The following is a 24,218-nucleotide window of genomic DNA, read 5'->3' on the forward strand; positions in this document are numbered from 1 at the left end:
CTGTCAGCTTGCCATGAAATGTAAAGTCCGTTACTTCGCCCGAGCTCCGCTCATCTTTCAATTTCAAGCCGATATGATACGCTTTTAGCACCGTTCGGAGGTCGTCAAGACAGCCGCGCGGAAGCGAGAGATAATCGTCTACAATTTCAGAGCAGCAGATAACACGCGGTGTAGCATGCGTTGAAAAGCGCATCTTTTGTTTTTTGTAGAACTCCGGGTTTTGAAACGCCGCCAGTCGCTTAATCCGGTTGAGCAAAACGGAAGGGCATTGCCCTGTCTTTATGTAAATCCTGTTGGCAAGAACAGCTTCAATGCTGTCTGGCGGATTATCAATTTTGACTACAGGAGAACTTTTGCCCGTAGGCAATCTGTTCCACGGCTTGTCCTGCTCGTCAATCGGACTGCGGCGGACATTTTCCGCACAGACGCCAAATAACCCCACTGGTCGGGATACGCAACGGCCTTGTCGTCTATGAAAACGCTGTTTCCGTTGGCTATGGCTTCTTTCTGAAATGGCAAAGCTATCAGATTGCCAAAGCCGCCCTTGGGCAAAGTATCCTGATTGGGAAACAGCCGGTCATAACTTTTCATGTCCATTTGATAGCGCTGCGACATCGTTTTTGTTATCAGAAAGCTACCCAACCGCCGCGCGGTAATCGCGGGTATTTTATCAGCGAAAAATATCCAAAGGTGTCCGCCGTCCCCTGACCGCGAGCGTTCTATAGCCGCCGGGATGTTGGCTTCGGCGCAGGTGCGTTTTGCAGCGAAAATATCTTCACGCCATGTTTTGCCGTCAAAATCCATCGCAAGAAAATAGCAGCTATCATCTTCAAGCAATGGATATAAACCTAAAATCTGCGTTCCGGTCAAATGCTTTTTAACGGCGATATCGTCAAACGGCATAAATGTCCTGTTGGGGCAGTCGGCGCATTTTATTTTGGGTTTGCCGCAAATATCGCGCGCCCATTCATGCGTGCAGGCAGGGCTATAACCGCTTTTGCCGCTTTGGCTGCTCAAGCGTTTGGCATAAACATCTTCACGCCCTTGGAAATAGCTTTTAAATACTTTTATCTTGTCATCCGGCGTAAGATTTTGCGGTGCGTGATTTGTTACAACGGGAGCATTTACCGCATCTGCGGACAACTGGTTTAAGAGGCGAGTTTTTTGCTCGCTTAAGCGCGCAATCTGGCCCTCTATTTCCCGTATCTGCCGCTCGATAATATCCCTCGGTGTAGGATTGTCGTCCATTATCCAAATTTTACCGAAATCTAACCGACAAAGATAGTTTTAGAGCTTGTTTAATCATGGAAACTAAAACGGTATGATTTATGACATCAGATTTATCCATGACTGCAGGCGAGTTTTATATGCACTTGGTATCAATTCGGGGAAAATGTCCGCCAAGTCCTAAAATGTTTGAGGACTTGGCTTTATTTTCGGACGGTAATCAAATTCAGAATTGCATCAATCCTTCCGTCATCTTGGACACGCAGGGCTTTGCTGTTGATTTTCACCAGATTTGCGCGGGTATTGATGCCGTAACTGCCCTTCCAATCGTTTGTAATAATATCGGCTTTGCACTTCAACCCATAGGCCAGTTCCTGTTTAAGGCGGTTCACTTTCTGATGGGAAAAGTCAGGGACTGTAGTGTCATGTTTCATTAACACCAAACCGTCCTTGCCCTCTTTGAGACCGACGGCCAGCCTCAGGAAAAGCAGGAAGTTTGCATCAGTCAGTTGCAATTCGTGCCCATCGATAATGACCACATTTGACGGCCTCTTTAATCCGGTAATACTGACTTTTAATTTGCCGGGTACGATGGGCTGTGGTTTTCCCTTCGGTGCGCTTGGTTTTGCGCTTTTAACGCCAGTAGCGGTATACGCCAACTCGCCCAGGCGGAGTTCGCCGCCTTGCTCCAGATGCTTGGCGGCATGGCTGATTTTATCAACATGCTCTTTCTTGACGGTTATCGGTATCGTTATATGCTTTTTAATGCTGTCTATCAGCAAAGGCTCGAACCGCTTCCCGTAATTTGCCAGCACGTTAAAATAATCGCTGTTCTCATCAAGAAATTTATTGAGCTTCCTTAAGGCTTGAGGGGCCATTATTTGCAAACACCGATAATAGGACGATAGCTCCCGGCCCTCCAACAATTTCATAAGCGTAGTTTTAGTTTTATGCAGACGGGTGGTGTCAATTTCCTCGGCGATAAAAAGGACTGCGTTGAGCATGGCAGTTAGCCCGCCGGAACCGATATCCAGCAATAATTCGGCTTGCTTGCCGACCTGCTCATTCCTAACGCAGGCCTTATACTGGAATAGCTCTTTGTATCGTTGCTCCAACTGCAGTAGCCGATTCGCCTCGTTGCGGTCAAGATGCTTTGCGATTAATTTGCCGGCTTCATCACAAAGCGTTTGCGGCGTGTGTTCCTTATGTTTTACCGCATGATAAAACAGCAAGCAAAGTTCGGATTTTATGCGGTGCAATTTTATGCGGGAATCGTCCAGAAATGTGCTTTCCTCAATGCTGAAGTTAAGCGCTCCGAAATTATCCCATTGATTCACTGAATTGGCGAATGGGCTATTCTCACCTTGCACTTTCCAACCCGGATCGAGTGTCGGATTGAGAAAGGTAAACCTCATAAAGAAACTATCGAAAGCAAAATAAACATAGGGATAGCCGTAAGCAAGCAGCATATTGCGTTTTTCGTAGTAAAAACCATCAAATCCGCGAATCTCTGCGGCAAGCTCGCTGCGGGTATAAAACGGCTCTAATCCGCCAGCCCAGTTGCGCATCAGGGATACGCGATTTGCCAGCGCATCAAGGTCGGTTTTTTCAAACAAGCCAAGTGCTTCATCCTTGCCCAGATTACAGAAAGCTTCTTCAAGCGACAAAGCAAGGCCATGACCGGTGAATGGATTCTGGCAATATGGCTTGCGGTATAGTTTTTCGGTTATCCCCTGAATCCGAGCGGACTGTTTGGGAACGCCCACTCGTTCCGCCAGCTTTTTTGAATAGCTCTCGATATCGGCTTTTAGCTCGGGTATCGGCAAATAGAAATTGTTTTCTGAAGGCATATTTCCCAAATATGATACCGCTTCCTTTCGTTCAGGGCAATCCAGCCGAGTGCCGGTTGCGCAATAGTCCTGCTCATTAAATATTTGGAACGATGTGGTGGGTAAATTTAGCTTTGCGTTAATCCATCCCGCCCGGCCCGAAAAACCGGGCGGGACGCCTTATGATTTTATACGGACTTCATTTTACCCTGAACAACTTTGATGCGCTTGTTCTCGTCCTTGACGACCAACCAGCCTTTGCGGGTATATGTTACAAGCCGCGCGCGGACATTTGCCTCAATGTCTTTGCCTTGCGCCACGTCGCCCGCCTTGTTGGACAATTCCATGGCAATATCGCGCACAGTATGCCCGCCGCCGAGCAGGAACGGGTCTATGATGGACGCCAGCGATACGCGTGGCTCGTTGGCGGCGGGTTTTTGCTTCGACGTGGGTTTTTCAATTTTTGCCTTCGATTCGGCAGTTGCACCGGTGTTGCCTTTTACCGGCTTCAGTTCGTAATCGGGACCGCACCGGAACACGATTCCGCTGGCCAGCGTCATCACGAATTTGCCGTCCTTCTCGCCGGTCATAGTGACGGTCGCTCCTTTTTGCGTCAGGTATTTGTGTCCGACTTTCGCGTCGCGCGCTTTCATAATGTCGCCTCCCGGTTTGGAATTTTGCTTCCCGTCACCACTGAAGGTACAGCTACTTCGCGCGGAAATCAAGGCATTTATTCGCCTGTTTTTCAGACGGGAAACAGCGTCAGAAAGGCCTTGATGTTCGGCGGAAGTCCTTGTACCCTTCAGGTGAGGAGGATGATATGAAAACGACGACGGCAACGACGGGCAGACAAGCCAAATACCACGTGACAGTGGTCTCGACGGTGTTAGATGGGACGGAATTCCGCTGCACGATACGCCGCACAATCGGCAAGTTTGACACGGCAGCCGAAGCGCAGGCATTCGCCGAAGCGCAAGCCCGCCGCCCCGAAGTCCGCAACGGCAAAAGCCGCATACGGTTTATAATCCGGCACAACGGCAAAACAATCGCGCAGATAAAAGTACAGGAGGCAATATGACCGGCAAAACGCTGAAATCGCGCTACTTGAGCCTCAAGCAGGACGGCGCGGAGATGTACGTGGAAGACGTCGCGCTGACCGGCAAAACCGAGGACCATATCCCCGCCGCGCTTGAAAAGCTGGAAGCGGTCCGCAAAACCCTGCCGAAGGCGAATTGGAGCATCACCATTGAGGAGCAATTCACCGACGGCAGTTGGCGGAGCAACAAACGCTATTACACCGTCCGCGACGCCGAAACCGGCGCAATCAAAAACGCGGAATATTAACGGAGACGCTATGAAAATCAGATTATCCGTAAACGTTGAAATCAGAATGGGACAAGGCCCCGAAACCGGCATGAGTCTCGTCGGCTACATGCCCGACGGCACGACATATAAGGACCCCGCCCGACGAGAGATGTTTAGACGATGTGACCAAATTGACATTGTAACCGGCGCGGTTTTGGGGTATCATTAAGATAAGGCAAGTTTGATGCTGTCCTTGATTATGTCGAGGAATCGCGCGGACTCTGGCCAGTTGGGGATGCTGACTTATCCGGCAGACTAAATTTTAGCTGGATGTCTATAAAAAGCAAAATGGGTAATAAACCTATAATGGGGTGCAAGCGGCTGCTGGGATGTTTGACGGCGGCATGTTGCTTTGCGTATGGTAAACCATCTGCGTTTGCGGCCAGCGCAGATGGCGGCCAGCCGGGATACTTTATGGCGCAGGGAATCGGCGCAAGGCCGCTTGGCATGGGCGGCGCTTATGTTGGTCTTGCGGAGGATGTATCCTCTATATACTGGAATCCCGCCGGACTTTCTCAACTGAATCGCTATGAAGTCCAGATGATGCGCTCAATACTTTATGAAAACACCAATTTTGATTCAGCCGGTTTCGCCGGAAAAGTTCCGCTTTTTTCCGATTTATTTTTTGGAATTGGGGCGATGCAAATAGCGTCATCCGACTTCACGAGGCGGGATTCAAACAATAACCCCATAGGCACATTTTCAAACACAAACAGAGCGGCGATAGTGAGCCTGGCAAAACCCATCGCGTGGGGGCTGGTCATGGGTCTTTCCGGGCGGTTTATGTCCGAAAGCGTTGATGATTGGTCCAAATCCGCTTACGACTATGATTTGGGCTTCATGTTCAGGCCCATGGATTTTTCAAACTCAAAATTTCTGGTTTCCGCAGGCGCAGTTTTCAGAAACATGTACGGCGCGGCGATGGAGCGGGAGAACCTGACAGACACCGCTCCGCATATAATCTCGGTAGGCAGCGCGGTGGGGTATAAACTGGCCAATTCCGGACGCTTTGTTGTTACGGCTGACATGGACAAAAGCGCGGCGCAGGCGGACAGGTTCCGCGCCGGAACGGAATTCACCTTCTATGATTTAGCGTCGCTGCGCGCCGGAATTGACGACGGCAACATGACATTCGGCGGCGGTATCAGTATCGGCAAATCCCTTCAACTGGATTATGCCGCCATTAATAAGGAAGACTTGGGTTCCAGCTCCAAATTTTCGCTGACGATGCGGTTCGGGCAGCTAACCCGCGCGTTGGAGGAATGCGGTTCTAAATGCCGCGAAGAATACGGTAAGGCGGAAAATAGATACCATTCCTGCGCCAGAAACGAAAAACGGCAGGATTGCGACGTGGCCATAAACCTTATTGACACCTATCTTAGCGAAAACACAGATGGCAAGGATAAATTTTCCGAACTCAGAAACAAATGCGAAGACAAAAAGAACGAGCTGATTAAAGGAAACGCCGTATTCGTCTGCAATGTGGAATTTGCGGAGACGCTCCGCTCCGCGGAATGGAGCGTTGACCTGCGTAAGGAATTCAAGAATTATGAAGCCGAGAAATCCGTTATCCATCTCGTTGAGGATTCCAGATTTAATGTCTGCGGCGCGGATACCCCTGAAAAAATCAAGCATAAATTCCCGGAGGTCTCTATACTCCAGCCGTCGGTGAAACTCGTTGGTTCCAGGTACACGCTGGCAACGGAAGCCGCAGATTCAACCGGACGGAATGCGCGGCTTGAGGTCGCCATTGACGAGACAGACCCGAAGCAGATTGATTTCAGGAAGTACGCGCGAGAACTCGTGAAAAAGTTTATGGAATGGTCTGGAAAATGAAACTGAAACAGAGAGACATCCTATCGTGCGCCAAGCCGGCGTTTATGCTGGCGGTTATTCTTTGCGCCGCTTATCGTCCGGCGAGAGGCGGGTGCGAGGAAACTTTCGGCGAGGTCAAAAACGGCGCGGAATTTGTCCGCCGGATGGGCCAGTATTGGTACTCCGGTGATTCGCCGCAAGCCAGAAACGACGCGCTTGAACACGCGGTCAACAACGCCCTTAGCGCCGCGATAGTCGGCAAGCTGCAGGAGCGGTTGAAAATAGAAAATTCTGTTTTAGCCGAGCACTTCATCCAAATCCAGCGGGAAGGGTTTGTGAAATCCTATAAACTCGCGGGCGAGCCTGAATTCAAGTCTACTGGAAGCGGCATGCTGGCGTCGGTATGCGTTGAAGCCGAGGTCCGCCAGGTTGCGTTTGACCTTACGGAATCGCTGGTTAAGAATCCGCCCGGATTTGTGCTTGCTGTTGTAACCGGAACCGCGAGCAGGGAGACCGGCGTTGATACGCTCAACACCATGCGCGCAAAGCTAAAGGAAAAGTATGGTTCCGGCATACGGCTTCCAGCGGACGAAGCCCCCGATGCCGGATTTTATAAATCCACAGCCGAGGCGGTGTCCGCAAATACCGGAAAGGCGGATTTTCTGGTGGCGCTTGACGGCCTGGATACGGACGAAATCCCCGGCAAGATAAAATCATTGGAAATCAGGATAGGCAACCTCAAATTCTACGAGCCGGAACTTGGCCCCGCCGGGGAGTTCCCCTTTTCGGTTCCCTCTGTCTCCGCGTATCACAGCGGAACAAGCAGGGCTGTTGTATACGACAAGGCACTTAACAATGCCGCCGCACGGTGCGTTGAGGAAATAGACCGGTTCATGCTCCGCATCATGTCCGACAGCGCGAAAATCGTGGCATTCACGGGCAAGATTCCGTTTGAGCAATTCTCCGATTTTTCAAGGCAGTTGAGTGAAACCGTCAAGGGCGTCAATTCCGGCTTTTGGGGCGAGCCGAAAATCACGCCCTTGCAGGATAAAAACTATTTCCGCGTTGACTGGAAAGGAACGGCTTTTGAACTGGCGCAGGCCATTGACAGGCAGTTGGCCGGGGATGGCCGCAAATTCCAGATAAAGCAGGTCAATTTCAGGACGGTTGTGCTGGAAGCGGCGCAGCCGGAAATCAAAACGGAGGCAAAATGAAAGTTAAAATTGCAGTTGCGGCGGTCGGCGCGGTGTTGCTGGCGGGATGTTCGGGGACGGCGCGGAATGTGAAATCCATAGAAGCCGTGAAATGGGTTTATGAGGCCCCCGACGCCAAGCAGTACGAAAGCCCCGAGTATATGCGCATAATGCAGATACAATCGGCGGATGTGATAGACGAAAGCAAGGTATCCGACCCGACGGCGGCGCGGCTGAACAACTGCATGACCAAAGCGCGCGCGCAGGCCGGCGCATTGCTGGTGAACCGGATAGCCCCCGGCATACGCCAGGGCGTGCTTGCGCTGACCGGCAAGGAAGCCACGGCAAAGGTATACGCCGACACGATAATTTCCCGGCTGCCGCAGTGGACGCCTTGTGACATAAGAATAGGCTTCACCGACAAAGCGGGCTGCTATTACGAAGGCGCGCTGAAAGCCCAGCCGCTGCTTGACGCCATCACATCCACCTATTCCGAGGATGTGACCAAATTCGTCAAGAAATACATCAACGAGAGCATGCCCCTCGCGGACCAGATGCCCGCAGACGAACTTAAACCCGCTACCGTGGCGCAACAGGAAGGCGGCGCCGCCATAGCCAGACAAGGAGTGATGCAGCCGTAAACGGTTTTTGCAATGCTGCAGTCATAAGAGGCTGAAGTGAACATGCGCCGGCGTGTTAAAGCCGCGCCGGCGCATAATAAACACCATGCAGGATGATGGCCGGGACCGGCAACGAAGTTTCTGCGAGAGGATATAGAATGTCTGAGGTTTACGCAACAATGATATATCGTCAAAAACCAATGTCATGGGTTTTGCATACTTCACTGACAGTATTTTGCCTGTGTTTTGCAGCAGTTATAGCAAATGCCACAATATACGACGGGAAGGCGGACATAGTATTAGGACAATCCACTTTTACGGTTTCAAACAGGAATGTCATTGAAAGCGATAAAGTGGATACCCCCGTCGGTGTATCAGCGAATGGTGTCTGGGTTGTTGACCAGAACAATAACCGTGTTCTATACTGGGCAGGCGGACCGTCAGTAAACGGGCAAGGGGCTGATGGTGTTATCGGTCAATCGGATTTTCAGTCCGGAATGCCAAACCGCGGCGGAGTTGCCGGAAGTAATACGCTAAACAAACCTTGCAGCGTTGTGAACTTTCCAGTAAATGGTGATATGTATGTATGGGTAGCGGACTGTGGCAACAATCGTGTTCTGCGTTTCAAAAATCCGCCTCCTGTTGGCGCGACAGCGGATATTGTGTTGGGACAAGCAGATTTCTATTCTACTACTGCTAACCGTGGCGGCGGCGTTGCCGCCAACACGTTGAATCTAGAGGATCAAAACGGAGATCACTATTCAATTCTAGCCATGAAGTCTGATACAACTTCGCCTGATTTATGGGTTGCGGATAGTGGCAACCATAGGGTTTTGAAATATCCCGCCAATAGTTTAGCTACAGGCATGGATGCCAGCCTCGTATTGGGCCAACTCACAAAAACTGCTACCGATTGTGACTCGATACATGGGATTACGAATTATTGTATGGGTTTGCCATCAGGAATAGGCGCTCAAGGCGATGCTGTATGGGTTGCGGATATTGCTTTCTCCCGTGTTTTACGTTTCACATCCCCGAGTGCCGACGGTGCGCAAGCCGATGTGGTTTTAGGTCAAACTGATTTCGGGTCCAATTCTACCGGACTCGCTGCAAACAAATTAAATATGCCGTCTGGCGTATCGGTATCGAGCGGCGGTGATGTATGGGTTGCCGATACCGGTAATCGGAGGGTGTTGAAATTTACTTATCCTTTTTCAACGGGCCAAAATGCATCAATTGTGCTGGGAGCATCTGATTTCACTACCAATAATTGTTCTGGCTACTCAAGTACTTGTTTTGGGCACCCGTCAAGCGTTAGCGTTGGTACTTATGGTGGGATTGCGTTATGGGTTGTTGACTGGGAGCGTGTTTTGCGATTCGATGACTTAAATACTATAAACGCAAGTTCTACGAGAGTTTTGGGATCACCGGATTTCCAACACGTGTATTGGAATTCCACTGAAGCAACAGGAATGAGTGTTCCGACCGGTGTTGTGTTTGACCCGAAATATGGACGCGTATTCGTGTCAGATTCGGACAACAACCGTGTTCTTTGGTGGAATAGCGCGTCATCGCTTGCGATAGGCAAAGCTGCCGATGGAGTATTGGGACAAGCGAATTTTACAGACAACTTATTGCATGGGTTGGGGCAGAACACTCTATCCGCGCCTGCCGGGCTGGCAGTTGATTCATCAGGAAATTTGTATGTTGCCGATTCTCAAAATAATCGCGTTATGCGATTCCCAGGCGCAACACTTGCCAACAATATGAATGCAGATATGGTATTGGGCCAGCAAGATTTTGCTTCCAAGGGTTCGGGCACCTCGGCGAGTACCATGAATTATCCATATTCCGTGGCAGTAGATACAAACAGCAATGTGTGGGTTGCCGATACCTCAAATAACCGTATTTTGAAATTTGTGGGCAATAATCTGGCTACAGGCATGAATGCGAGTCTTGTATTGGGGCAAGCAAATTTTTCCGATTATCTTGCCAACAGAGGAGGGACAATAGCGAATAACACACTATATGGCCCCCGAGGTTTAGCCATTGATAGTACTGGAAACCTTTGGGTGGCAGATGTGGCAAATTATAGAATATTGGAATTTATTTCTCCATCAGCACATGGGCAAGCCGCAAATGTAGTTTTGGGACAAACTGGTTTCAATGTAGCAACCGGTGGGATTGGACAATATAAACTTGCGCATCCCAGTGGAGTTGCCGCAGACCCTCTGGGAAACATTTGGGTGAAAGATAGTGCCAACAACCGAGTTTTGAAATATGCTCCCCCATTCTCAACTACCAATATGCCAGCTAGTCAAGTTATAGGCCAAGCTAATTTCAACTCCAATACAGCCAACCGAGGAAGCCGCGTGGATTCCAATGCACTATCTTTTGGGGGACGCCAGTCTTCAGGGATAACTTTAGACAATTATGCAAATCTCTATGTGGCTGATGAACAAAACAATCGGGTTGTCAAATATAATTCTGGACTTACATCCACAATGCTAAATCCAACCATCACCAATCGCACCAATACAAGTCTGACATTTTCATGGACATCCGTTCCGGCTGCAGATTATATCGCGGTACTGGCTACGGATAACGGCTACAAAAATATTGTCGCCAATTCCTCCGGCACGACAAGCGGCAACAACACGAGGACCTTCACGTCTTTGTCGGCGAACACAACCTATTATTTTGAGGTCAAGCTTTCCACCGAAACAGATATTGCTTACTACGGCAATCACACATCAACCACAACAATGCTTTATCCGGCGCCCACCATCGCTGCTATTTCCCCGTCAACTGGTATTAGCACTACCACACAGAACAATATCCAGATTACCGGAACGGATTTCGTTTCAGGCGCGACAGTAAAATTAGCGAAAACAGGACAATCCGACATCATGGCCACAAATGTCGTTTTTGTCAACGCAACACAGCTTATCTGCTCGTTGCCTATTTCCGGCGCGGCCCTCGGACAGTGGAATGTGGTGGTGACTAATCCGGATGGACAGTTTGCCCCGCTCACCAATGGTTTCACCATATTGGCGGCGACCAATCTACACCCGCAATTCTCGCAAGTTTATGCGACCAATGCGCAGATATCGTGGGATTCTGTAACCGGCGCAAGCTATATCGCCGTGCTGGCTTTGGACAGCGGATTCTCAACTGTTGTCTCCTCTTTGACGCTGTCATCCAACTCTGCCATGTTTGCGGATTTGCTCGGGGTAACTACCTACTATTTTGAAGTCAAACTATCCACTGAAACTGACGTGTCTTTTATAAGGAATCAGATATCTACACAAACAGCGCAATACACTCCCCATGTCGGAAATATAATCACTATAGCCGGAAATGGAACTGGCGGCTACAGCGGTGATGGCGGACAGGCGTTTAATGCGGAGTTGAATTATCCCGTTGGCGTGGTGGTTGATTCCGCGGGGAATGCTTATGTTTCGGATCAAGACAATCATCGGGTTCGCAAAATTGATCATGCAACTGGGGTGGTAACCACTGTGGTCGGCAACGGAAACTATGGCTACAACGGCGATAGCGGGGAGGCAATTTACGCGCATTTAGCATCTCCTATGGGTGTTGCGCTTGATTCTGAGGAGAATATCTATATTGCAGATTCCGGCAATAATCGTGTTCGCAAAGTAACCCGTGCAAACGGCATAATAACCACGGTTGCCGGCAATGGAAGCAGTAGCTACAGCGGTGATGGGGGCCAAGCGCTTAATGCGGGTTTGGATTGCAGGGGAATAGCGGTTGATTCAGCGGGAAACATTTACATCGCGGATTACAGCAATCGCCGCATCCGCAAGATTGACTATGCTACTGGGATAATAACCACCGTGGCTGGTAACGGAGCCAGCGGCTATACCGGCGATGGCGGTCCTGCCACAAGCGCAACATTTCAATGGCCTAGCAGGGTGGCGATTGACTTCGCAGGGGATATCTACATTGCAGATTCAGGCAATAATTGCATTCGTAAGGTTAATCATGCCACCGGTATAATAACCACGGTGGCTGGCAATGGAGCCAGCGGTTATGGTGGTGACGGTGGGCTTGCAACAAACGCAACATTATATTGGCCCTATGGTCTGGCTTTTGATTCTGGTGGGAATATGTATATCGCGGATCGCAGCAATCACCGCATTCGCAAGGTTGACTATGCTACTGGGATAATAACCACCGTGGCTGGTAACGGAACCAACGGCTATAGCGGCGATGGCGGTCCTGCACCCAGCGCGAAATTGTATGGGCCAGGCAGCGTGGCTCTTGATGATGAGGGAAATGTTTATATCGCGGATGTTTACAACCATCGCGTTCGCAAAATCTTTATGCCGTTGCCCGCAACACTATTGATTCCTCAGTTTACGCAGGTTTACTCAACCAGCGCAACGGTGACGTGGAACGCAATAAACGACGCTCAGTACGTTGCCATATTGGCTTCGGATAGTGGGTTCGGCAATATCATCTCCTCTGGCGCGTTGACGACGGCTTCCACCACATATACAGGGCTGTTGCCGGACACAAGCTATTATTGCGCGGTAAAACTTTCCACTGACACGGATGGGGCATATCCACTCAACGTTATTTCCACAGTTACATTGCCTGTTCCCGTTGTGGTTCAGATAACGCCTGTTTCGGGGTTGAATACTGCGGTGTTGAATAATGTGCAGATTACCGGCTCTCATTTCGCCTCCGGCGCGACGGTGAAACTGACAAAATCCGGACAAGCCGACATTGCGGCGACAAATGTCTCTTTTGTAAGCAGTTCGCAACTCACATGCACGCTGCCGCTGATCGGCGCTGCTGCGGGCCAATGGAATGTAATAGTAACCAACCCCGACGGCCAAACCGCCACGTTTTCAAGCGGATTCATAATAACTCCAAATGCAACCGCATGGGCTTGGACAGGAACCGGGGCAATGTTGATGGCAAGCGCCGAACACACTGCCACACTTTTATCAAATGGTACAGTGCTGGTTTCTGGTGGATGGGCTAATAGTAGTGGTTGGGTATCTTCTGCGGAGATTTACGATCCGTCAACGGGTCAATGGACGGTAACTGGGTCAATGACGACCGCACGGCAACGTTATACAACCACCCTTTTGTCAAACGGCAAGGTACTTGCTGTTGGAGGAAATGGTCTCTCTTCATCCGAGATTTATGATCCTCTAACAGGCCAATGGACGGTAACTGGGTCAATGACTGTAGCGCGGCAACATTCCACTGCTACGCTGTTACCTAACGGTAAAGTGCTTGTTGCGGGAGGATACGGTGATGTCAACATACTTTCATCAACGGAGATTTACGACCCGGCTACAGGTCAGTGGACCTCAACTGGTTTTATGTCCAAAGCGCGCGCTCACCACACCGCCACACTTTTGCCGAATGGGAAAGTGCTTGTTGCTGGTGGGGCTTTTGATTCTGCTCCTGCTAGTTCTGTCGAGATATATGATCCATCAATAGGTCAATGGACCATAACTGGTTCCATGTCCAAAGCACGCGAGTTTCACACTGCCACACTCTTGCCAAATGGCAAGGTGCTTGTTGCCGGTGGATGTGGAAGTTATGATAGTAATGCCGCAGAAGTTTACGATCCTTCAACAGGGCAATGGTCCCCAACTGGTTTAATGTCCACCAGCCGAGATGCTCACACCGCCACGCTTTTGCCAAATGGCAAAGTATTAGTTGCTGGTGGATCCGGCAGCAATGGGTATACGAATACTGCCGAGATTTATAACCCATCAACAGGCCAGTGGACAACAGATAGTCCAATGTTCACGGCAAGGTTTAATCATATCAGCGTATTTTTGCCCAACGGCAAAATACTTATTGCGGGAGGATATAACATTGCTAATGCTATTTCTTCCGCCGAATTATACACCCCCGTAACCTCATTATCCCCCTCCTTCTCCGGCGTTTATGTTACCAGCGCGACTGTGAACTGGACGGCGGTTGCGGGGGCGAGCTATAACGCCGTGCTGGCTTTGGACAGCGGGTATTCAAACATTGTCTCCTCCGGCGCGCTGACAGCGAATACGACCACTTATACCGGGCTTTCGGCCAACACCACTTATTATTTCGAGGTGAAACTGTCAACCGATGTTGACGGCGCGTATTCGGTCAACACGGCTTCCGCGCAGACGCAGGTTGCAAGAACTCCGCTTTCGCCGCAGTTTTCCAATATGTATGTGACCAGCGGGACAGTTTCCTGGAACTCCGTCCCGGGCGCAAGCTATGTGGCCGTGCTGGCGTCCGACAGCGGATTTGGAAATATCGTATCGTCGGCAGCGCAGACGGGAAACTCAGTCGGCTACAACCTGTCAGAGTATACCACCTATTATTTTGAAGTGAAACTTTCCACCGAGACGGACGCCGCTTTTGCCGTCAACCGGATTTCAACCGCCACATTGTATTATCCGCCGCCGACAATAACTTCAATATCGCCGGCATCGGCCAGCAACGGCTGGCCCGTTGATGTACAGATTGACGGCGCGGATTTTCTGTCCGGCGCCACCGTAAAATTGACTAGGACCGGCCAGACGGATATTGCGGTTTCGTCCATAACCTTTGTCAATGCCTCGCGGATATCATGCACATTACCACTAACCGGGGCACAGTCCGGGCAATGGTCGCTGATGGTGACAAATCCAGATGTGCGGGCGTCGTCGGCCACGGCCGCGTTTACAGTAACGCTGACTATGACGCCGCTGAACCCGCGTTTTTCTCAGGTGTCCGTAACCAGCGCGACCGTGGCATGGGACGCCGTGTCGGGCGCGGCTTATACCACGGTTCTGGCAACCGACAGCGACTATACCACGATACTGGACGCCGCAACGATGGCTGTCGGCGTCACGTCAAAGAGCTTCACAGGATTATCGGAGCATACCACATATTATTTCGAGGTAAAACTCTCCACCGAAGCGAACGTCGCATACGCCGGCAACCAGATTTCCACTGCGACATTGTATTATCCCCCTCCGGCGATAACCTCGCTTTCGCCGGGCACGGCCAACAACAACGCGCCCTCAGCAGTGCAGGTAAATGGTGCGAATTTCCTATACGGCGCGTCGGTCAAGCTGCAAAAGACAGGGCAGGCGGATATAACCGCCAATCCCGTCACATTTGTCAGCGCGGCGCAGATTAACTGCACATTGCCGATAATCAATGCCTCGCAGGGGCAATGGTCGCTTGTGGTTGCAAATCCGGATGTCCGCGCCTCAACGGCGGCAGCCGCCTTTGATGTAACGGTTGCGTCATCGCCGCTGCATCCGCAATTTTCGCAGGTGTTTGTGACCAGTGCGACTGTGACATGGGATGTTGTGCCGGGGGCCAGCTATATACCGGTGCTGGCGCTGGACAATGCATTCAGCAATATAATCTCCTCCGGCATATTAACAACTGCAGTCACGACATATACCGGTCTTTCGGCGTACACCAATTATTATTTTGCGGTGAAATTATCTACCGATACTGATGGGGCGTACTCGGGCAACACCCTCTCCGCGCAAACGCAAATTGCACGAACTCCGCTTTCACCGCAATTCTCCAACGTCTATGTTACCTCTGCGACAGTTAACTGGACGACTGTGCCTGGCGTAACCTATGTTGCCGTGCTGGCTTCGGACAACGGGTTTGGCAATATCATCTCTTCCGGCACATTAACGGCGGCAACCACGACATATATCGATCTTTCGGCAAATACCGCCCATTATTTTGGGGTAAAGCTGTCCACCGAGACGGACGCCGCTTTTGCCGTCAACCGGATTTCAACCGCCACATTGTATTATCCGCCGCCGACAATAACTTCAATATCGCCGGCATCGGCCAGCAACGGCTGGCCCGTTGATGTACAGATTGACGGCGCGGATTTTCTGTCCGGCGCCACCGTAAAATTGACTAGGACCGGCCAGACGGATATTGCGGTTTCGTCCATAACCTTTGTCAATGCCTCGCGGATATCATGCACATTACCACTAACCGGGGCACAGTCCGGGCAATGGTCGCTGATGGTGACAAATCCAGATGTGCGGGCGTCGTCGGCCACGGCCGCGTTTACAGTAACGCTGACTATGACGCCGCTGAACCCGCGTTTTTCTCAGGTGTCCGTAACCAGCGCGACCGTGGCATGGGACGCCGTGTCGGGCGCGGCTTATACCACGGTTCTGGCAACCGACAGCGACTATACCACGATACTGGACGCCGCAACGATGGCTGTCGGCGTCACGTCAAAGAGCTTCACAGGATTATCGGAGCATACCACATATTATTTCGAGGTAAAACTCTCCACCGAAGCGAACGTCGCATACGCCGGCAACCAGATTTCCACTGCGACATTGTATTATCCCCCTCCGGCGATAACCTCGCTTTCGCCGGGCACGGCCAACAACAACGCGCCCTCAGCAGTGCAGGTAAATGGTGCGAATTTCCTATACGGCGCGTCGGTCAAGCTGCAAAAGACAGGGCAGGCGGATATAACCGCCAATCCCGTCACATTTGTCAGCGCGGCGCAGATTAACTGCACATTGCCGATAATCAATGCCTCGCAGGGGCAATGGTCGCTTGTGGTTGCAAATCCGGATGTCCGCGCCTCAACGGCGGCAGCCGCCTTTGATGTAACGGTTGCGTCATCGCCGCTGCATCCGCAATTTTCGCAGGTGTTTGTGACCAGTGCGACTGTGACATGGGATGTTGTGCCGGGGGCCAGCTATATACCGGTGCTGGCGCTGGACAATGCATTCAGCAATATAATCTCCTCCGGCGCGCAAACTGCCGCATCAAGGTTTTTCACTGGATTGGTGGAGCATACCACCTATTATTTCCAAGTGAAACTGGCCAACGAAACAGATATCGCATATTATGCCAACCAAGTCTCAACGATGACGCTACTTTATCCGTTGCCGGCGATAACATCAGTTGCGCCGGTCTCGGCTATAAACAACGGCTCGGTGTTTGTACAGATAAACGGCAATAATTTTGTGTCCACGCCGACAATCAGCCTGACCATGAACGGCTTACCGGATATAAATGCGACGTCCGTTGTTTTCGTGAACGCCACCAAGCTCACATGCGTGTTACCGATAATGGGTGCGCAGGCGGGGGTATGGAGCGTAACGGTTACAAATCCAGACGGTCAGGGAACATCGCTGGCGGGCGGGTTTACCGTGCTGGCTACGACCAATCTGCATCCCCGGTTTTCGCAAGTGTTTGTAACCAGCGCGACGGTTACCTGGGACGACGTGCCGGGCGCGGTTTATATGCCAGTGCTGGCCTCTGACGGGTATGTCGCGATATCGTCCGCGGCGTCAAGCGGGCATTCGGCGACGTACACCAAATTATCTCCCGCAACCGTCTACTTTTTTGAGGTGAAGTTGTCTACCGAAACGGATATTGCTTATTATGGCAACCGTACATCGGCGCTGACAATGGCTTACCTGCCGCCGCACATAACCGGCATAACGCCGGCGTTCGGGGCAAACACCGGCTCGCTGCCGGTGATTATAGAAGGGGACAATTTCCTGCCCGCGCCGACGGTTAAACTGACCAAAAGCGGACAAGTGGATATAACCGTGTCATCGGTCACCTATATCAGCGCAACGAAAATCACATGCACATTGCCGATAACCGGCGCGGCGCCCGGTCAGTGGAATGTGGTGGTGACCAATTCAGATGGACAATTTGTTGCGCTAACAAATGGTTTCACTATTCTGGCAGCGACAAGCCTGCATCCGCAGTTCAGCCAGGTTTATATAACCAGCGCGACGGTGACATGGGACAGCGTGTCCGGCGCGAGCTACGTGCCTGTGCTGGCGATCGACGACGGTTTCGGCACAGTCGTTTCCAGCGGCGCGCAGTCCGGCGCTTCAAAGATATTTACCGGATTGACGGAACACGCCACCTATTACTTTGAGGTGAAGCTGTCCACCGAAACGGACATCGCCTATGGCAATAACCGTATTTCAACAGAAACATTGTCGTATCCTGTCCCCGGCATAAGCGGGTTGGCCCCGGACTCCGGCGTAAACAGTGCCGTGCTGGATGTTCAAATTAACGGCGGCAATTTCCTGCCCGCGCCGACGGTTAAACTGACCAAAAGCGGACAAGTGGATATAACCGTGTCATCGGTCACCTATATCAGCGCAACGAAAATCACATGCACATTGCCGATAACCGGCGCGGCGCCCGGTCAGTGGAATGTGGTGGTGACCAATTCAGATGGACAATTTGTTGCGCTAACAAATGGTTTCACTATTCTGGCAGCGACAAGCCTGCACCCGCAGTTCTCGCAGGTTTATGTGACCAGCGCGACGGTAACGTGGGATGCGATAGCTGGTGTAAGCTATACTCCTGTGCTGACCACCGATAGCGGCTATGCGAACGTTGTCGCATCCGGAACACAAACAGGAAATACAAGCACATTTACCGGATTGACGCCGAATACGGGGTACTACTTTGAGGTGAAACTCTCTACGGAAACGGATATCGGTTATGGCAATAACCGAATTTCAACGACTACGCGGTCCTATCAGCCCCCGCTGATAACACAGATAACACCGGCTTCCGGAATAAATATCGGACCGCTGAATGCCTTGATTGAAGGCAGCAATTTCATGCCCACCCCGACCGTTAAGCTGACCAAAAGCGGACAGTTGGATATAGTCGTGTCCTCTGTTACTTTTATTAATTCAACACAGTTGACCTGCGCATTGCCTATAACCGGCGCGCAGGCGGGGCAATGGAATGTGGTGGTGGTAAATTCGGATAATCAGACCAATACCCTTTCAAACGGTTTTGCCGTGCAGAACGCATTTATTCCGCCGACAGGGAAACCCGGAACGCCCTCCGCCGGTTCCGCGTTTGTCAAAAGCCTTGTCCTGACATGGTCTCAAGGCACTGCGGCGGATTTACTTACCGGAATAACGGGGTATCATCTTGAGGTTGGGGTTAATCCGCAGTCAAATGACGCAAGCCTGTTTAATAGTGATGTCGGTCTTGTGCTGTCCACATCCGTTCTGACGGCGCAGGATGGCACGTATTACTACGCGCGTGTCTGCGCCAAGAACGCCGCTGGTATCTGCAGCGCATATTCGGATTGGAGCGCGCAAGTCGGGGTTGATTTAAGCGCGCCTGTTGCGCCGATTATAACCTCGCCCACACATCCGGAACACGAATTATCTTATTGTGAAGGCAATCCTTCTTTTGCGCTGTCCGGTATCTCGGATTTTTCAGGCGTCGCGGGGTATTATTGGAAAGTGGACCAGAACAATAATACCGTTCCATCCGCATCGGATGATTATGCGGCGGCAGCTACAATACAGATAAACAGTCCGCTTGCCGACGGAACATGGTATTTCCATGCTGTTGCTAAAGACGATGCCGGCAATGTGGGAACGCAAGCAGGGCATTACAAATTCATTCTCCAGACGGCTGTCAATCCTTCCGCGGGTCATACTTATACAATGGGCGACGGCTCCAGTATAGTGTTTCCGTCCGGCGCAGTATTAACGCCGACCTTCCTTTTAGTGCGGCAGCTCGGTTCCACGGAAATTCCCGCCGGCGTGTACGACCCCAATTGGACGGTTACGCCATTCGTCAAGGAAATTCAACTGGCCGACGGAACGCATCAATTGAATCAGGGTATTGTGATAACTTTGAAATATACAGACGCTGCCATCGGGGGGCTAAAACCGGCAAGCCTGAAAATCGCTTATTATGATACGGTTGCTCATAACTGGCAAGTCATCAATAATTCCGTTGTGGACACTGCGGCAAAAACCGTTACCGCTATCGTAAACCATTTAACGGCGTTTGCAATTATTGGTTCTTCCACCAGTAACGAGGCTATTTTTGGCTTGAGCAATTATCCGAATCCTTTCGCAGCCGGAGGAGGCGGAGCAACCAAAATAAGATATTCTCTGAGTAACAATGCCGCCGTGCAAATCAGACTATATGATTTGCTGGGCAAGCTGGTTTATGAATGGAATTTTTCAGCGGGCGATTTCCCCGGCGGTTCAACGGGACCGAATGAAATCGTCTGGGACGGTAAAAACGGTCGCGGTAATTATGTGGCTGCCGGCGGATATATCTGTCTTGTCAAATCCGGCGGCGTGACCGTTAAAACCAAAATCGGAGTGAAGTAAACCGCTACTCCATTGTTTGTGAGAATTCGGGATATTGATTTGCTGGATAAACAATCAATCACCTGCGTTTGCGCCAACTTATTCAAAATACGCACAACCCACACTTGCCGGTGATATGGTTCTCATCTGTTGGCATTGTTGTATCGTAAACTGGAGTTTACGATTTGTCGAATATTTAGTAAACTGGACTTGACGATTTGATAAGGGGAGGCAGACCCAATGCTTGAAAAACTCTTCGCAATACACAATAGCACAGTCAAAAATACCCCGCGCGCCTTTAAACGCTATCTTTACGGACACATGGATTGGAAATCCGACGCCATTTGCCTCACCGGGGCGCGGGGCGTGGGCAAGACCACCATGCTCCTGCAATATTATCACGAGCAATATGACGACGTGGAAAAGTGTCTTTACGTCTCCGCCGATAACGTGGAGGCGACGGCTACCGGCCTGTTCAATATAGCTTCGGAATATTTCAATTTTGGCGGGAAGGCGCTTATCGTTGACGAAATTCACAAATACCAGAACTGGCAGGTTGAGCTTAAAAATATCGTGGACACATTCAAAGGAAAGAAGCTGCTGGTATCGGGCAGTTCCTCGCTGAATCTGAAAAAGGGCAAGGCGGACCTTTCCCGCCGTTTCGTTTATTATGACCTTAGAGGGCTTTCTTTCCGGGAATATCTGACGTTGAAAGAGGGCAAAACATTTCCCGCGCTGAAATTGGATGATATTTTGCGCGGCCATGTGAAGCACGCGCAGGCAATTTCCGGGGAGATAGCCGTTCTTAAGGATTTCAGGAAATACTTGAGCGGCGGCTATTATCCTTTCTTTATTGAGAGCGAGGCGGCTTATCCGCAAAAAGTTCTCAACATAATTGAAAAGGTCCTCTACGAGGATGTCGCGGTGATAGGCAATGTAAAACCCGTCAATATCGTGGCGATGAAAAAAATCCTGTGGCTGATAGCCGGAACAGCCGCTTTTGCGCCAAACATAGACAAGCTGAGCAGGGAACTAGGCATTTCCAAAGAGTATGTTTATCACTATCTGGAGTACCTTGAGCAAGCTGGAATTATCGTTGCGCTGTATTCCGAAGGAAAGGGTTACAAGCTGTTAAGAAAGCCCGCCAAGCTGTTTCTTGAAAATACAAATCTGCTCGCCGCAATCAACGGCTCGTTAAAGCTGGATGACGAAGAGGGCGCGGTGCGGGAGACCTTCTTCATGAATCAATTAGCAAGCTGCGAACGCATCACAGCCGCCGAAACAGGCGATTTTACGGTAAACAACGCATTGGTCTTCGAGGTCGGCGGGAAGAATAAAACCACGGAACAAATTAAAAACGTAAAAGACGCTTATCTTGCTTTGGATAAAGTTGAAATAGGGGCAGGCAATAAAATACCGCTCTATCTTTTCGGCTTTCTGTATTGAGACCGCAAATCGTCCGGAGATTGGGTATGCATATCGCGGGGCAATTTCGGGAAATCTGGCGCGACGATGTTGGTGTCCATATAGGTGTCCAGTGAGAGTCCGAAACGGCTAAATTCAGCTAAACTCAGACGGGGATTTTTCTGTTGGCTCACTATAGGGGTGATGGCGGGTAAGTCCGGCTAAGATGCTCTGGTCAGTTTACAAAACCGTTGCTCTGCCATTGAGCTACCTCGGCGCAAACTGCGGGTTTCTATTGTCAATAATAGCATTTTCCGGCAAAAGGAGAATCACATTCTGAACCGCGGGGGTCCATATAGTATCCATCCAACGGCCCCCAAAAGCGTCGTCCGCGCATAAAAAAACTGCACGGCTTTTGCGCTATTTTCGCATTTCCAGTGCAGTTCCGCGGCGTTTTCACGACAACATTATTGCATCCCCCCCCCCGACGTGAAATGCAATAAAATCAGACTTTTTCAGCGGATCCTATTTGGATTTTCTTCTGGGGGACCTGCTTTTTTTCGCGGCTTCCTCGTCGGAGGGAGAAATGGCGGCAAGCCGCCTCCAGGCGTCGCGCGCGTCGTCGCGGCGGTCCAGCTTTTCCAGAGATTTGGCATAGAGGCGCAGCAGAAGTGTCTTGTCCAGCGTCATGTCCAGCGATGACTGCGCCAGCAGCGCTTCCAGCAGTTTGGCGGCGTCGCCGTGGCGCCCGCCATCAAAATCCATATTGGCCCGGCAGAAGTCAGCGCGGCGCGCCGCCTGCGGGCCCAGGGCGCGCATTTTATCCAGCATGCTATCCGCCTGCCTGTTCTTGCCGGATTTGTAAAACGCCAGCGCGGCATTTTCCATGGCGATGATATCCGCTGAGTCTCCGCCGGAGAGCCTGAGAAACTCGTCCCGCGCCAGGTCGTAATCGCCGTTCTGGTAATAGAGCTTGCCAAGCATCAGGCGGGCCTCGCGGTTATCGGGGAAATTGTTCAGGCAACGCTCCAACTCGCGGCGGGCATAGTCGTAGAGGCCCTCCTCCCGGTACATGTCGCCGAGACAATAAAAAATGCGCGGGTCCAGGCTGCCTCTGTCGCGCGCGGACTCCAGCGCGGCTATGGCCTGCAAATAATGCTTCGGCCCCAGCTGGTACAGCACGAACCCTTTTTCGGCGAGGGCTTTTATATCGTCTGGATTGGCCTGAAGGCGGACCTGCACGTCCTCAAGTTGTTTTTCGGGGGCCGATACCGGCGGAAGCGAAGCAGGGCCGGTTCCGCGCGCGCGATGCGCCGCAACCGCTAAAACCGCCGCCAGCGCGGCCGCAACCGCCGCCCAGGCAAGACCGCGTCTGATTGCCGGCGGCAAGATCAGCCGTTCTCCCGCGAGTCGGAATCTCCGCCGGAGAGCAGCTGGCCCAGCGTCAGCGGCGGGGCCTCTTTGAGGTAATGCGCGATGATTTTGCGGTTCTGTATTTCCTCAAACCGCTTTATGGAGAGATTAATCTCGTACGCCTGCGAATTGACGCCCATCACCATCGCCGCCACGGTGTCGCCGGGCTTGGGCTGAAGCTCGTGCCCGAATTCGGCTATGGGCACAAAGCCCTGCACGTCGGGCGAGACGGAAATTTTCATTCCCTCGGCGCTGACTTCCAGAATTTTGCCCTTGACCACGCTGCGCGCCTGATACCTGCGCCGCAGCGCGTCTGCGGGGTTGGGGGCTAGCTGGCGCAGCCCGAATATCAGGGCCGGAGCCGTTTCGCTTATATGCAGCAGCTTGGCTTTGAGCCGCTGGCCGCGTTTGAATGTTTTCAGCGCCTCTTCCTGATTGCGCCAGGAGATATCCTCGTTGCGGACCACGCCCTCAATCCCGTGATAGCGGACCAGCAGCGAATCCTTGCCGGCGCGCGAAACCACCACGCGCAGCACTTCCCCCTGCTTTATCTGGGACATGACCTCGGTCCGGCGGGCGGCCTCGTCCTCTTCCAACGCCTGCTTGCGCGAGACAATCATGCGGCGCTTTTCGCGGGCGATTTCTATGATATAGCACTTTATCTTCGCGCCGGCGGGCAGGTGATGCTTGAATGCCGGATGCAACTCCGACAGCGAAAGCGGCATGAAAGCGCGCACTCCCATCACATCCACTATATAGCCGCCTTTGACCGCTTCCAGCACCGCGCCCTTGACGCGGGTTTTGGCTTCCAGCGCCTTGGCGGCCTCGCCCCAGCCGGCAATCTCCTGCGCCCTGGCATGGGAAAGCAGCGTATGCCTCTCGTCGCCGCCACGCTTTTCCAGCACGGCGGGGATTTCCGCCCCGACCGCGGGAACGGTGTTGGGCGCAACGAACTCCGAAACCGGGATAAGGCCCTCTTTCTTCTCGCCTATGTCCACCAGCAGATATTGCGGGCCTATCTGGATGACTTTGACTTTGACGATTTCCCTGCTGTTGAGCTTTTTGCGGAAATCCTCCTGCTCCGCGAAAAGACCCTCCATGGACATTTCGGAGGATTCGGTTTCAACGGAAACCGCCGGGGTCTGGGTTTCGTTCTGCAGGTTGTCTGTGTCCATAAGTCTCCCTTGCGCCGCGCGCGGCTGCGGGCGGCGCGTA

Annotated in this window: 14 protein-coding genes; 8 read left to right on the forward strand and 6 right to left on the reverse strand. The window is 51.6% G+C overall.

Annotated features, from left to right (window positions below; translation table 11 throughout):
* The 4 genes from WC421_07710 to WC421_07725 form a co-directional block, all read right to left on the reverse strand.
* A partial coding sequence (locus WC421_07710; GenBank protein MFA5162117.1) for a hypothetical protein occupies positions 1-367 on the reverse strand: 367 nt, incomplete at its 3' end.
* A complete protein-coding gene (locus WC421_07715) occupies positions 340-1,248 on the reverse strand; it encodes a hypothetical protein (protein ID MFA5162118.1) in 909 nt (302 codons plus the stop codon). The genes WC421_07710 and WC421_07715, both read right to left, overlap by 28 nt.
* 182 nt (positions 1,249-1,430) lie before the next feature.
* Positions 1,431-3,077 carry a hypothetical protein gene (locus WC421_07720; protein ID MFA5162119.1) on the reverse strand — a complete coding sequence of 549 codons (1,647 nt, stop codon included), beginning with the start codon at positions 3,075-3,077 and terminating at the stop codon, positions 1,431-1,433.
* Positions 3,078-3,244: 167 nt separating this feature from the next.
* Positions 3,245-3,709 (reverse strand): hypothetical protein, encoded by a 465-nt coding sequence (locus WC421_07725; GenBank protein MFA5162120.1) that lies wholly within the window; start codon positions 3,707-3,709, stop codon positions 3,245-3,247.
* A 167-nt stretch (positions 3,710-3,876) separates the two neighbouring features.
* On the opposite strand from WC421_07725, the gene WC421_07730 reads away from it, so the two are divergent.
* The 8 genes from WC421_07730 (at position 3,877) to WC421_07765 (ending at position 21,632) form a co-directional block, all read left to right on the forward strand.
* Positions 3,877-4,134, forward strand: a complete 258-nt coding sequence (locus WC421_07730; GenBank protein ID MFA5162121.1) for a hypothetical protein — start codon at positions 3,877-3,879, stop codon at positions 4,132-4,134.
* Positions 4,131-4,400, forward strand: coding sequence for a hypothetical protein (locus WC421_07735; protein MFA5162122.1), 270 nt, complete (start codon positions 4,131-4,133; stop codon positions 4,398-4,400). Before WC421_07730 ends, WC421_07735 begins: the two co-directional genes overlap by 4 nt.
* A gap of 10 nt (positions 4,401-4,410) precedes the next feature.
* Positions 4,411-4,590, forward strand: a complete 180-nt coding sequence (locus WC421_07740) for a hypothetical protein (protein ID MFA5162123.1) — start codon at positions 4,411-4,413, stop codon at positions 4,588-4,590.
* Between the two features lie 119 nt (positions 4,591-4,709).
* Complete coding sequence (locus WC421_07745; protein ID MFA5162124.1) at positions 4,710-6,257, forward strand: hypothetical protein; 1,548 nt, start codon at positions 4,710-4,712, stop codon at positions 6,255-6,257.
* Positions 6,254-7,450: a hypothetical protein gene (locus WC421_07750; GenBank protein ID MFA5162125.1), complete on the forward strand. Its 1,197-nt coding sequence runs from the start codon at positions 6,254-6,256 to the stop codon at positions 7,448-7,450. Before WC421_07745 ends, WC421_07750 begins: the two co-directional genes overlap by 4 nt.
* Positions 7,447-8,070: a hypothetical protein gene (locus WC421_07755; GenBank protein ID MFA5162126.1), complete on the forward strand. Its 624-nt coding sequence runs from the start codon at positions 7,447-7,449 to the stop codon at positions 8,068-8,070. The genes WC421_07750 and WC421_07755 overlap by 4 nt, the downstream gene beginning before the upstream one ends.
* 137 nt (positions 8,071-8,207) lie before the next feature.
* A complete protein-coding gene (locus WC421_07760; GenBank protein ID MFA5162127.1) occupies positions 8,208-20,207 on the forward strand; it encodes a kelch repeat-containing protein in 12,000 nt (3,999 codons plus the stop codon).
* A gap of 219 nt (positions 20,208-20,426) precedes the next feature.
* Positions 20,427-21,632 carry an ATP-binding protein gene (locus tag WC421_07765; protein MFA5162128.1) on the forward strand — a complete coding sequence of 402 codons (1,206 nt, stop codon included), beginning with the start codon at positions 20,427-20,429 and terminating at the stop codon, positions 21,630-21,632.
* 483 nt (positions 21,633-22,115) lie between these two features.
* Here WC421_07765 and WC421_07770 read toward each other — a convergent pair whose 3' ends face one another.
* Complete coding sequence (locus tag WC421_07770) at positions 22,116-22,979, reverse strand: tetratricopeptide repeat protein (protein MFA5162129.1); 864 nt, start codon at positions 22,977-22,979, stop codon at positions 22,116-22,118.
* Between the two features lie 2 nt (positions 22,980-22,981).
* Positions 22,982-24,178 (reverse strand): S1 RNA-binding domain-containing protein, encoded by a 1,197-nt coding sequence (locus WC421_07775; protein ID MFA5162130.1) that lies wholly within the window; start codon positions 24,176-24,178, stop codon positions 22,982-22,984.
* Positions 24,179-24,218 lie beyond the last annotated feature (40 nt).

This window comes from Elusimicrobiales bacterium (assembly GCA_041651175.1).
In the GTDB taxonomy this organism is placed as follows: domain Bacteria; phylum Elusimicrobiota; class Elusimicrobia; order Elusimicrobiales; family Elusimicrobiaceae; genus JAQTYB01.